Source organism: Stutzerimonas stutzeri (genome assembly GCF_002909485.1).
Lineage (GTDB): Bacteria > Pseudomonadota > Gammaproteobacteria > Pseudomonadales > Pseudomonadaceae > Stutzerimonas > Stutzerimonas stutzeri_AH.
This window is the reverse complement of sequence record NZ_PPXG01000008.1, coordinates 60,199-72,438: the sequence shown is the minus strand read 5'-3', so window position 1 is coordinate 72,438 and position 12,240 is coordinate 60,199. Positions and strand designations below refer to the sequence as shown.

The following is a 12,240-nucleotide window of genomic DNA, read 5'->3' as shown; positions in this document are numbered from 1 at the left end:
CTGTTAGAGTGCCGCCGCTTGCCAACCACCGGCTGACAGGACGTCTGCCCAGCCGCCGCACAGGATGCTTCAATGAAAAAGCTCGCACTCGCCGTTGCCGTACCCCTGGCCATTTTCGGGGCCGCCACCTTCTACACCAGCACCCAGGTCGAATCGACCGCCCGTGATGCCGTCGATCAGGCCAACCTCAAGTTGCGCGAGATGGGGATCGGCGCCGGTGCCGACACCAGCGTCACCCTGCTCAGCTTCGAGCGCGGCCTGCTGTCCAGCGCTGCGCGCTACCAAGTCGACATCAACGTGCCGGATGACGAAGGCAACGACCGCCAGTACACGCTGCTGTTTAACGATCACCTCGAACATGGCCCGTTTCCCATCTCGCGTCTGGCTCGCGGCCAATTGATGCCGGTCGCCGCGCAGAGCCGCTTCGAGCTCGAACGCACACCGCTGACGCAGAAGCTGTTCGATGCCGCCGCTGGTGAGACGCCGCTGGTGGGTGACGTCACCATTGGCTACGACGGCGGCCGGCACGGTCAATTTCGAGGCGGATAAGGATGCCACTGCCGTACGGATGGACGGCCAGGTGCCGGAAATTGATTTCGACCTGCAACGCGACGGCAGGCCAGTGCGCACGAAACTGAGCGGCATCGGCCTGACCGCCGACAAGCATGACTATGCCAATGGCATCGGCTTTGGTCCCTCCGCGCTCACCCTCGAACGCATGGAAATTCGCATTGGCGACGATCCGGCCGTGGTCATCCAGAACGCCTCCGTCGACGAAGTGCTGAGCCGCGGCAGCCGTGGTCTTGACCAGTCCATCGCCTACCGCATCGGCGAGGTCAGCGCCAAAGGCCAGACGTTCCGCAACCTTGCCCTCGCTTTCAGCCTGCGCAACCTCGAGGAAAGCAGCCTCAACGCGCTGGTCGCGAGCTACAAGGAAATCCTCGACAGCAGCGCCACCCCGCAGGAATCCTTCGCCGGCATGACCGACGCCCAGCAGCAGGAACTGCAGGCGCATGCCTTGGAGCTGCTCGAACACAAACCCACCCTGGCCCTTGACGAGTTCGGCTTCGAAACCGCCCACGGCGCCGCCAGCCTGTCCATCGTGCTCGACCTGCAGTCCCCGAGCGCAGAGGCTTTCACCCCGGATGCGATGATCACCAGCATGCTCGCCTCGCTCAAAGCCGAAGCCGCTGTCGACAAGGGCCTGGTGCGTGACATTGCCGGGCTGGTTGCGCAGAACGAATCGCGCGACGGTCAGCTCGACCCGGCGGCACTGCAGCAGGAAACCGAAGCCGCCACCGAGCTGTTCAGCGGCATGGCGCTGGACACCGGCTGGTCGCGCCTGGAAGGTGAACGTCTGGTCAGCTCGCTGCATTACGCCGACAACCGGGTGACCTTCAACGGCCGCGAAATGAGCGTGCAGGAGTTCATGGGCTTCGCCTTCGGCTCGGTGCAGAACGCCGGGCTGCTCGGGCAGTAACCCTCAGCCTGCCGCTGCATCCGCTATAACGGACCTGCGCCAGTACTACCCTGGTCAGGTCCGCATCAACTCGGGCTGGTGTCGGCCCTTCCGGTCGCGCCTCGCTACGTCGAAACCTGCCTCATCCCCGCCAAACCGGTGCCAGCTGCGCCGCCGCTGACCCAGATCCTCTCACAGCCGCTCGCTGTGCCTGCCAGTGCCCGCGCGTCGGTCTATTCCGGTATTCGCCTGCGCTCCGTCCGGTTGCTGGAACCATCGTCGTCTCCGCCGTCTCTGCTGAATATGACAAATGCGTCAGGTTGAACCAGGACGTCGCTGGTTCCGGCCTGTCGCACCGAGGAAACGCACACGCTCATTTACACCATGCGGCCTCTGTCGGGTGGGTTGCCGCCCTGCCAGAGTCCCATTGAAAGGTTTTGTTTGTCCGATGACGCAGACGCTTAATTATCAGGCGATATTCGAAGCCGTTCCGAACCTGCATCTAATCCTCGCGCCTGATCAGGATTTCACCATCCTCGCCGCGAGCGATGCGCAATTGTGCGCCACCCACACGCGCAGGGAAGAAAGCGTCGGCAGACCGGTATTCGAGGTGTTCCGCAAGAACCCGGACGACCCGACCGAGTTTGGCACCAGCGTATTGCGCGACTCGCTCGAGCGCGTGCTGCGGACCCGCATGCCGGATCGAATGGCGATCACCCGCTATGACATCCCGCGGCCTGCGGCAGCGGGTGGCGGTTTCGAGTTGCGCTACTGGCGGCCGCTGAATGTCCCGGTGCTCGATGAGCACGGCGCGGTGCTCTACATCATCCATCAGGTAGAAGACGTGACCGAGGACGTCCTGCGTCAGGACGGCGCCAGTCTCAGTCACTTCGAGGAGCGCTTTCGCGCTGCGCAGCTTGGCTCTGGTATTGGCACTTTCACCTGGCTCTTCAGCGATGGCAGCCTCACCCTGGACAGTGCGCTGGAGCAGATCTTCCGCCTGCCGCTCGGGCTGAAGGTAACCAGCGTCGATGCCTTCGTCGGGCAGGTTCATCCCGAAGACCGGGCCGACGTGCGTCTGGCCTTCGATCACTACGCCAGGGGGGAAGATTTCACCGTGGAGTTTCGCCTGGTGCGTGCCGGCGCGGAGTGCTGGCTGGCCTGCAAGGCCAAAGCGTTTCGCGATGCCAATGGCAGGCTCGCGTATGTCGCTGGCGCCTGCACCGACATCAGCGCACGCCGGCATGCCGAAGATGCACTGCGCATCAGCGAGAACCGTCTCCGCCAGCTCAACGAGACGCTCGAGGCGCGGGTGGCCACCGAGGTCGCCGAACGCAGCCGCGCCGAAGAAGCACTGCGTCAGGCGCAGAAGATGGAAGCCGTGGGCCAGCTCACCGGTGGCATCGCCCATGACTTCAACAACCTGCTGACCGGCATCATCGGCAGCCTCGACCTGATGCAGCGTCGCCATCAGCGTGGCGAGCCGCTGGAGCTGGAGCGCTACATCGGCGCCGCCGTCACCTCTGCGCAACGCGCCGCCGCGCTGACGCAGCGCCTGCTGGCCTTCTCGCGGCGGCAAACGCTCAACCTCAAGCCGGTCGACGTCAATCAGCTGGTGGCCTCGCTGGAGGATCTGTTCCATCGCACCACAGGTGAGAACGTCCGGATCGAGACGCGCCTCAGTGCCGGGCTGTTGCCCGCCTGCATGGACGTAAACCAGCTCGAGAGCGCGCTGGTCAACCTCGTCATCAATGCGCGCGATGCCATGCCCTATGGCGGGCGGATCACCCTGTCCACGGCTAGCTTCACCATGGGCAAGACGCCCGATCCGAAGCGCCGCGGCTTGACCGAAGGGGAGTACGTACTGCTCAGCGTTAGCGACACCGGCACCGGCATGGAGCCGAATGTCATGGCGCGCGCGTTCGAGCCGTTCTTCACCACCAAACCCATCGGCCAGGGCACCGGGCTCGGGCTGTCGATGGTGTATGGCTATATCAAGCAGGCCAAGGGCTACATCCAGATCGAATCCGCACCCGGTGCCGGCACCAGTGTGCGTCTCTACCTGCCGGTTCACCAAGGCGAGAATACCGTTGTCGCGCATGAGCAAGAGCGCGCGCCGGTTGGGGCTGGCGAAACCATCCTGGTGGTCGAAGACGAGCCAGTGGTTCGCTCGCTGGTGGTCGAAGTGCTCAACGAGCTCGGTTACGAAACCCTGGAAGCGGGTGAGGCCAGCGAAGCGCTTGCCATCACCGAAAGCGATCGGCGAATCGACCTGCTGATCTCCGATGTCGGTCTGCCGGGCATGAACGGTCGACAGATGGCGGACATCGCTCGCCAGCAGCGTCCGGGCCTGAAGGTGCTATTCGCTACCGGCTATGCCGAGAGCTTCGCCGCCAATGACTTTCTCGGTCCGGACATGGGTGTGATCACCAAGCCGTTCGCCATCGACGCATTTGCCATGAAGGTTGGGGAAATGCTCGGCACGAAGCGTGGCTGAGCAGGTGTTGGCTTGATCAATGTACGCTCAGCCGCTCGCTAAGAAAGTCGATAAAGCAGGCGATACGCGAGGCCAGCGCTGTGTTGCGGTAATACACCGCGTTGATTGGCTGGCGCACGTCGACGCGCTGAGCGCTCAGCACCTCCATCAGATCGCCGCGCTGGCGATCCCTGTCAGTCATGAAATCGGACAGGCACACCAGCCCCTCGCCGGCCAGCGCCAGCTCACGCACCGTATCACCGCTGGAGGCACGCAGCGCCGGGGTGATCCGCCAGCTTTCACCGAGCGCATGGCGCAGCGGCCAGTCGTTGAGGCGGTCCGGCTCGGTAAAGCCGATCAGACTATGCCCGGCCAGCGCTTCGACGCTCTCCGGCACGCCATTCCGTTGCAAATAAGCCGGGCTCGCCAGCACCCGGCGCATGGTGTGGCAGAGCGGCCGCGCATGCAGGCTGGAGTCGGGCAGCGGGCCGATGCGGATGGCCAGATCGATGCGCCGCTCCAGCAGATCGATGATGCGGTCGTCGCTGTGCAGCTCCAGCTCGATCTGCGGGTAGCGCGCGCGAAACTCACCGATCAGCGGGGCGATCACGTGCAGCATGAACGGCGAGGCCGTGTTGACCCGCAGGCGACCGGCCGGTGTCTGGCGCCGCAGCGTCATCTGCTCCTCGGCCTCCTCGACGCTAGCCAGAATGCGCCGCGCCTGCGCCAGGAACACCTCTCCCTCCTCGGTTAGCTCAAGGCGTCGCGTGGTGCGCCGCAACAGCGTCACCGCCAGCTTGTCTTCCAGGCGACTCAACGCTCGGCTGACGCCCGATGCCGTCTGTTCCAGCTGCACGGCGGCAGCGCTGATCGAGCCACTGTCGACCACGCTGACAAAGGCGAGCATTTCGTCGAGGTTGGTTTTCATTGTTGAATCGCATCAAAGGTGGGTGCGCGCCCACGAAAGCAGGTGCACGCCGGACCCGTGGGAGGCGCGCCCTCGCGGCGATTGCAGGCCGCAGGCCTGCCCGAAATCAGCCGCGCTGCTCTTCGGCGGATACGGTGGTGCTGCGCATGAGTCTGGCGGGGAAGCCGCAAATCATCAACCGGACGCGCACAGCCACGCTGCCAACCGGCGCCGCTGCGCGGCACGCTCAGACGCCGCTTTCGCCTGCCTCCGGCACGTGCACCACGGCCAGCGTGGAACGGCTGTCGCCTGCGCCATCGGTGATCACGCTGAAACTGCCATCGGTTTCCAGCACCACTGCCTCGATGTCATCCAGCGCGGCCAGGCCCTGGCTGCGCACGGCGGCGCGCACTTCATCCTCGGTCACCCGCGCTGCACGCAGCGCGTCATCGAGAAAGCGTCCGCGATAGAACAGCAACGCCGGCTCGCCGGTGACCAGCTTGCGAATCCAGGCGGCGCGCACGCTGGACCAAGTGACCGCGTACTGCAGCCCGATCAACAGCGCAAGCGCCAACACCCCCTCGGCCAATGACACATCGCGATTCAGCAGAATCGTCGCGAAGGTCGAGCCCAGGGCCACCGTTACCACCAGATCGAAGGCATTCATCTTCGACAACGTCCGCCGCCCCGAAAGGCGCAACAGCAGCACCAAGCTGATATAGGCCAGCACGCCCACAACCAGTGTGCGTATCAGCGTCGTTCCGCTACTGAAAAACATGCCTTCCACGCTCACACCTCCATAACTGAGCCATGCAGGGGTGGACAGGGTAGGTGGGGGGAAGTGCAGCCAGCGCGAATGACCGCGCATCCGGAGCGGGCGTGAGAAGCAGGGATTAATCCATCGTCTGCTTTACCCATACGGAAGCAGTGGCTAATGTGCCATCACGTCCCGCAATTGCGCGCTTTATCGCGGTTCAGCTTCGGCGTCAGCAAGCGAAGGACAGGTAGTTTTTATCAACGGACGAAGCGAGTTCTTATGGAAAACACTAAACCGTATCTTTATTTGAATGCGTTCTTGGCGAAAGAGCACTATGCGACTCAAGAGCCTATAGCGTTCATCAAAAACCCGGCGCAGGTTAAGGCATATGATTTAGAAGGAAAATACGAACTTGAAGGTAAGTTATACGTTAAGACCCCAACCGAAAAGAAACCAAAATGGAGTGCTTTTACTGAAACGCTTACAGGCTCTTCTTTGGAAGAGCTTTCTAATCGGTCAAGTTCTGCCGTGCTTATCCTGAAAGCTAGCAACAAAACTATGGCATTCACTTTTGGAATATGGCAGATTTTTGATTGATACAGCTTATTTCGTGCCGGACTTTGGCATAAAAACTGCTTTAAATACTTTAGATCACGATAGTTTACGTAGTGTTGATCTATTTACCTTAGATGACCAAGCAGTGCAAAAGAAGTCTCAAGCATCAAGAAATTCAGGAGTTGGAGTTTTTGGTATCGACATATCTAAAGATGTGCTGCGTGCCGTTACGGGGTCACCTAAAGACGGAGTAGAATTGCACAATATATCTGGTGGTGACTCAGTTTTTTCGTTCGGTGTCTATCTCGACGTCGAGGAGCTAGCAGGTTTAGTAGTAATGCTGTCGAAGTATTATGATAATGATTCTTACAAGTCGGACTTCTCGTGGGTCGATAATATTAGAAAAGTTAAGGAGCGGTCAGAGATCGATGATTTGGATGAAAAATTACTAGAGAAAATTAAGGTTAAAAGCACCGAGGTTATGATAACACTTCCAGAAATTGTACAGTGGGACAAAGTTTGGGGTTTTAGTTTTACCAGAGCCAAAGGCAATGTAAAGCCTACTATAGATGCAAAAGAATATCTCGATAATTTTGATGTTGGCTCGGCGAGTATAGAAGGTTTAAAAAGGGATCGGTTGTTTGTTCATGATGTATATGAGGGAGAGACAGAGTATCACGTTTATAAGTGTATTTATTTCGAGCATAAAGAAGACGATAAGACGTCTATTTTATTTTCTGGAGTCTGGTATGAGATAGATAATAGTTTTATATCTCGGATTAATACAATTCTTAGCGGGATCAGAATTTCTTCTTTAAAGTTCCCAAAGGTATACACTTGGCTCGAAACTAAAAATGGAAAAAGCAAGCCGAGAATTGAGGCCGAGGGTGACTATAACGAAAGAGCATCCAAAACTTTTAATTACAATCTGCTTGATAAAAAATTGATAAAGAGCAATAGAACGACCAGTCCGATAGAGCTGTGCGATTTAATGACTGATGATAATAAGTTGGTGCATGTAAAGCACAGAAAAGGAGGTTCGGCTGGCTTAAGTCATTTGTTTGCTCAGGGAACTGTAGCGGCAGAAATTTTGCTAGGGGATGGGGATTTTAGAAAAAAAGCTCGTGCAGTATTAAAAAAAGTAAAATTAGGCTTAGAGAAGTCAATCTCTCTTAGCAACTTCAAAGCGATGAGATCGAAATAGTTTTTTTAATCTTGGGCGAAGACTCGACAACCGTAAAAGAGAATTTACCTTTTTTTAGTAAGGTTAACTTATCCAAAGCGTATGAGAGTCTGTCTCAGCGGGGTTTTGCTGTATCTATTGCTGGAGTAGATGCCGAGCCTTTACCAGTCATATAGCCGATCGCTTCCGCATATAAATGATCGTTATAAAAAGCTATGAGTAGATATTGATTTGAATTCTAGGGATCTAGTAAATGAGCTTAGGCGGCGCAATGGTGACCCCAACAATCGCCTCTTGTCAGAGCATTTAGGGATATCGTACGAAACCTTAAATAAGTGGCATAGCTCACCTGTAGAGTTAACAGCTAAGCAGGTTTGCAATTTGTTGGATAAAGCTAAGCGGGCCGGAATACGAGATGCTCACGCCACGTCCATTAGACCGATTGTGGAGTATTATCCAATCGAGGCTAGCGAATCCAAGCAGGGTGTAGCATGGGAGCTTTTTGACTCGAAGCAGTCAGGAAACAGGCGGCAAGAAAAGCTAAAGGAATTACTCCGGTCCTCCAATGGCGTTTACATTTTTTATGACTCACGCGGTACTCCTCTTTACGTAGGAAAGGCGAAAGACCAGAGTCTGTGGGATGAAATGAAAAGCGCGTTCAATCGAGATCGACAGACTCAGAAGATTCGGACCGTCTCGCATCCATATACTGGAACTGGTTTTAGTCCTGCGTATGAATCGCCACGAAAAATTGAATGGATGCATCTTCGGTTGTCCGACTTAGCGGCCTATTTTTCGGCCTACGAAGCTCATGATGACATGATTAATCGAGTCGAAGCGCTTCTAATCAGAGTTTTCGCAAATAGCATTATGAATACTCGTATGGAAACATTTCCCTAGCGCTAATCGGACAGCGGACAGATTTATTTTAAGGTGGCTAGCTACATAGCTCCCCCCCTGTCACTTTCTCCGGCGTAGCCCTCCACAAGGCTAGAACTATGCAGCTAACAATGGTCCTCGCCCCAACCTATACGAGTTGTAATGTAATAGGTGTAATAGGTGTAATAGGTGTAATAGGGGACAGATCACGTTTTCTAGGGGAGTTTGACGTGGTTTGGCCGTATCCAGACTACCTGATAAACGGACTTGGCCAAATCAACCGCTATGCGCGTCATCGCACCTCTCCAAGCGAACAGTTACCACGGTGTTATAGAAGAAACGTGGAGCAGGGAGAGTCCATTGCCACCTACAAGTAGATGAAAATTATGGAAAGTTCCGGATATCAGAGTTTTAAGCTAATTATTCTGGACGTTTTGACGCTTTCCAAAGATGCGATTCATATACATATAGGTTTGCTGGTCTTCTTCTTGGCGGTATTCATTTGGCGTCGTGGGAAAATTGATATTTTGGCTTTGTTTCCGGTGTTCCTGATCGCAGGAGGGATGGAGGTTTTGGACCTGCGAGATGATTTGAAATCGTTAGGCTATATGCGCTGGTCAGCAAGCTTTCATGATTTGATTAACACGGTGTTCTGGCCTGCATTCATCGTGCTATTAAGTAAGTGGTTGATGAAAAAGGAAAGATCGTAATAATTTCATCTGCCTGCTGCCAAAACTATACTTCGCTATGGTAAGTAGCTGGTGATGGCGGCATTAGGTTCGTAGCCATTCTTATCACTTGTTTGCGGCGTTCCATCATCGGAGATAAATAATGTTTGACCACGTCGGTTTCGGAGTCACTAACCTCGCGGAGAGCAAGGCGTTCTATCTCAGCTCGCTTGCGCCGCTCGGTGTAACGGCAGCTATGGAAGGACCAAACGGCATTGGGTTAGGACGCAACGGTAAGCCGTCAATGTGGCTGTATGAAACGAAGGACGTGCCGGCCCACCTCCATATCGCCATAGCCGCCGACTCGCGCGCCGAGGTTGATGCGTTCTATAAGGCCGCGCTCGCCGCGGGTGGCAAAGATAACGGCGCTCCTGGCTTGAGGCCCCACTATCATCCGAATTACTACGGAGCCTTCATCGTCGGTCCTGACGGGCACAACATCGAAGCTGTTTGCCACAAGGCTGTGCAGTAGGGAGATTTGACCCCACGTCAGCATGCCGCGGCTCCGAGCATCGGCGGCGCCCAGGCCGTGGGTCGATGAGAGTCCCGATAGTCCGCCCTGCGACCGCTAAAGAGTCACGCTACAGGGACCCTGCTCATGAGTGAATTCGAAATAAAAGTATTAACCCCGGAAAAATGGAGGTTATATAAATTTGTCAGATTGAATTCGCTTAGGGATTCACCTGACTCTTTTGGCTCAACTTACGATCACGAAGTTGGCTTATCGGACGCCCAATGGCAGTCACGATTGGATCTTAAACTTCGGGATATTGATGCTCTGCCACTAGTCGCAGAGCTGGATGGCCAGCCCGCAGGCGTCGCCCTGGGGCTTGATAGATAAAGAAGATCTGCGAACCGCACACATTTATCAGATGTGGGTTCCGCCCGAGCTGAGGGGAAAAGGTATAGCGAAGTCACTTCTAGGTGAAATTGAAGCATGGGCTATCAGCAGAGGGTGTGGGCTTATGGCGCTTGCGGTCACAACAAGCAACGAGGCGGCAGTTAGTTTTTACAGATCATTCGGTTTTGTCGCTGCTGGGCAGCCTGAAGACCTAAGGGTGGGCTCAGCGCTCATGGCTCAGCCAATGATTTGTAGATTGAAAAATTCCGCATAACGATTGTGTATGTCCTTGCTCCATAAGCAGCGTGGAATAGCTTTTCAATCCTGTCGTCAGCGCAGGTTGAATTCGTATTCCGGTCTCTAATGGGCATCGTCCTGCCCATTCTGTAGTTCGCGCGGCGGGCCAAGCGTCAGGCCACATGAACCCTCGTACGCCGCGCCCACTCGTACCTCTAGCTGCAGTCATCCATCCAGCAGGGGAGAGTCACCATGACCGATAGACAAGCCACCGTCCGCCACGATGCTGAGCAACACCGCTACGAGTTGCTTGTAGATGACAAGCCGCTCGGCGTTGCCGAGTACAGCGAGCAGGGCGAGCAAATGGTCTTCACCCATACCGAGGTCGACCCCAGCCTGTCCGGGCAGGGGTTGGGTAGTGTGCTGGCCAAGGGCGCGTTGGAGGATGCGCGGCGGCGCAGCAAACGGGTGGTGCCGCAGTGCGAATTTATCGCCAAGTACATCGAGCGGCACGAGGAGTGGCAGGACCTGGTCGACCCGGCCTGACCGGCGCGCCGAAACCGCATTGCCATCTCCATGCTTGATCTATCTGCTAGGACGGCTGGGCCTGGCGCGCGGAAAAGGCTCTGCCGTTTTCAACCCTACGCAAGTGCTGAGGTGCAGGCAGTGCAACTATGTAGGGAGGACAACGCTTCGTTTGTCCACGTGAGATCCGCAACTCACTCACCGCTAAAGCTCTGCAATCACTTGGCGGAAACAGCGGGGCTACGCGTGTTCTGGGCAGTCGAGCCTCAGGAATGCCTTGAGCTCGGCTTGCTTGGCCATGGCATCCTGGTAACCGAGTTCGATCAGGTCACTGCAGTAGCCGGGTTCGAACAACAGATAGCTCAGCAGCCCACCGCCGCCTTCGCGCGTGCCGCCAGGGCCGCGCAGGAACAGCCGCATCGCCGCAGGCAACTCTTGCCGGTGGCGGGCGGCGATCTTGTCCAGCGGTTGGCTGGGGGAAATCACCAGCACTTCGACGGGCGTCAAGCCGTAGGCGCGCTTGCGCTGTTCGACAGGCACCAGTTGCCCCAGCAGGTTGAGGCGCTCCAGCAGCTCGATATCTGTCTCGACGTTGTCGATGAAGGTGCTGTTGAGCATGTGCCCGGAGATTTGCGCCAGGCTCGGGATAGCGCCTGTCGGCCTTGGTGTTGGAGCGGTCTTGCTCTGGTCATCCACCGGGTTGCCACTGACCCCGACCACCAGCACTCGCGTGGCGCCCAGGTGCAGCGCGGGGCTGATCGGTGCGGTCTGGCGTACCGCGCCATCGCCAAAATACTCGCGGTTGATCTTTACCGGCTCGAAGATCAGCGGAATGGCAGTGCTGGCCAGCAAATGGGGTATTGCCAGGCGGGTCGGCACGCCCACCCGACGATGGCGCAGCCATGGGTCAATGGCAGCATGTCCCTGGTAGAAGGTCACCGCTTGGGCCGACTCATAGCCGAATGCCGTCACGGCTACCGCGCGTAAACGCCGATGGCGTATTGCCGCGGCGATGCCGGAAAAGTCCAGCTCGCGCTCGAGCAGCTTGGCCAGCGGCGAACTGTCGAGCAGCGCAACGGGCAGCTGCTTGCCGATACCGAGCACGCTGTGGCCGAGAAATCGACTGGCTTGGCGCAATACGCCAGGCCAGTCACTGCGGTACACCTGATCGGTATGGAAGCTGCGCCAAACGTTGCTTAGCCGCTGCACTGCCTCGTGAAAATGCAGGGCGCCGCACGCGAGGCTGACGGCATTGATCGCGCCCGCCGAGGTACCGACGATCACCGGGAACGGATTGCCTGAAGAATCGGGTAGCAGATCGGCAATGGCCGCCAGCACGCCAACCTGATAGGCCCCTCTCGCGCCCCCGCCCGAGAGGATGAGCCCTGTGGTAGCTGGGCTTTTTACAGCGTCCTCGGTCATCGTCGATTCCAATTCGAGGTTTTCGGTAGAGCTTTGCTCACAAGAACAATGACCAACAGGTTACTGAACAAGAGACAGTCGCCTCGCCGGCGCAGGCGGCAGAGATCATCACAGGGCAATACGCTATCAAGCTAAACATGCCCGTGTCTCTCGCCACGGGGTTCATCGGTGCGCTGTTTAGACCTTTTTACCCTGGGCCTCAACGACTGCAGCCCTTGCGGTTACAGCGTTCGGCAAGGTTGTTAAGGGCGCCAAGTGCCTCTCATACTGC

Annotated in this window: 12 protein-coding genes and 1 pseudogene; 10 read left to right on the top strand and 3 right to left on the bottom strand. The window is 57.0% G+C overall.

What is annotated here, in order from left to right:
• The first annotated feature begins 72 nt into the window (after positions 1-72).
• Together CXK91_RS18275 and CXK91_RS18270 are read left to right on the top strand one after the other, a co-directional pair.
• A pseudogene (locus CXK91_RS18275) lies at positions 73-1,480 on the top strand (YdgA family protein).
• 427 nt (positions 1,481-1,907) lie between these two features.
• Positions 1,908-3,956: a hybrid sensor histidine kinase/response regulator gene (locus tag CXK91_RS18270; RefSeq protein ID WP_103457494.1), complete on the top strand. Its 2,049-nt coding sequence runs from the start codon at positions 1,908-1,910 to the stop codon at positions 3,954-3,956.
• 16 nt (positions 3,957-3,972) lie between these two features.
• Here the strand turns inward: CXK91_RS18270 and CXK91_RS18265 are convergent, their stop codons facing one another.
• Positions 3,973-4,863: a LysR substrate-binding domain-containing protein gene (locus CXK91_RS18265; RefSeq protein ID WP_103457493.1), complete on the bottom strand. Its 891-nt coding sequence runs from the start codon at positions 4,861-4,863 to the stop codon at positions 3,973-3,975.
• 226 nt (positions 4,864-5,089) lie between these two features.
• Positions 5,090-5,629 carry a DUF421 domain-containing protein gene (locus CXK91_RS18260; RefSeq protein ID WP_103457492.1) on the bottom strand — a complete coding sequence of 180 codons (540 nt, stop codon included), beginning with the start codon at positions 5,627-5,629 and terminating at the stop codon, positions 5,090-5,092.
• 249 nt (positions 5,630-5,878) lie between these two features.
• On the opposite strand from CXK91_RS18260, the gene CXK91_RS22950 reads away from it, so the two are divergent.
• The 8 genes from CXK91_RS22950 to CXK91_RS18235 all read left to right on the top strand — a co-directional run bounded on the left by CXK91_RS22950 (position 5,879) and on the right by CXK91_RS18235 (position 10,568).
• Positions 5,879-6,196, top strand: a complete 318-nt coding sequence (locus tag CXK91_RS22950; RefSeq protein ID WP_256055800.1) for a TIGR04141 family sporadically distributed protein — start codon at positions 5,879-5,881, stop codon at positions 6,194-6,196.
• Positions 6,189-7,358 (top strand): TIGR04141 family sporadically distributed protein, encoded by a 1,170-nt coding sequence (locus CXK91_RS18255; RefSeq protein WP_256055801.1) that lies wholly within the window; start codon positions 6,189-6,191, stop codon positions 7,356-7,358. The genes CXK91_RS22950 and CXK91_RS18255 overlap by 8 nt, the downstream gene beginning before the upstream one ends.
• Before the next feature lie 11 nt (positions 7,359-7,369).
• Positions 7,370-7,513 carry a DUF6119 family protein gene (locus CXK91_RS23070; RefSeq protein ID WP_423834128.1) on the top strand — a complete coding sequence of 48 codons (144 nt, stop codon included), beginning with the start codon at positions 7,370-7,372 and terminating at the stop codon, positions 7,511-7,513.
• Positions 7,514-8,602: 1,089 nt separating this feature from the next.
• Positions 8,603-8,926 carry a hypothetical protein gene (locus tag CXK91_RS18250; protein WP_103457677.1) on the top strand — a complete coding sequence of 108 codons (324 nt, stop codon included), beginning with the start codon at positions 8,603-8,605 and terminating at the stop codon, positions 8,924-8,926.
• Positions 8,927-9,047: 121 nt separating this feature from the next.
• On the top strand, positions 9,048-9,416 hold the full coding sequence (locus tag CXK91_RS18245; RefSeq protein WP_103457491.1) for a VOC family protein: 369 nt from the start codon (positions 9,048-9,050) through the stop codon (positions 9,414-9,416).
• A gap of 126 nt (positions 9,417-9,542) precedes the next feature.
• Complete coding sequence (locus CXK91_RS22765; RefSeq protein ID WP_181003981.1) at positions 9,543-9,785, top strand: hypothetical protein; 243 nt, start codon at positions 9,543-9,545, stop codon at positions 9,783-9,785.
• Positions 9,745-10,059 carry a GNAT family N-acetyltransferase gene (locus CXK91_RS23065; protein WP_103457490.1) on the top strand — a complete coding sequence of 105 codons (315 nt, stop codon included), beginning with the start codon at positions 9,745-9,747 and terminating at the stop codon, positions 10,057-10,059. The genes CXK91_RS22765 and CXK91_RS23065 overlap by 41 nt, the downstream gene beginning before the upstream one ends.
• 215 nt (positions 10,060-10,274) lie before the next feature.
• Positions 10,275-10,568: a GNAT family N-acetyltransferase gene (locus CXK91_RS18235; RefSeq protein WP_103457489.1), complete on the top strand. Its 294-nt coding sequence runs from the start codon at positions 10,275-10,277 to the stop codon at positions 10,566-10,568.
• A 219-nt stretch (positions 10,569-10,787) separates the two neighbouring features.
• On the opposite strand, the gene CXK91_RS18230 is transcribed toward CXK91_RS18235, so the two are convergent.
• Positions 10,788-11,969: a patatin-like phospholipase family protein gene (locus CXK91_RS18230; RefSeq protein WP_103457488.1), complete on the bottom strand. Its 1,182-nt coding sequence runs from the start codon at positions 11,967-11,969 to the stop codon at positions 10,788-10,790.
• Between the last annotated feature and the right edge of the window lie 271 nt (positions 11,970-12,240).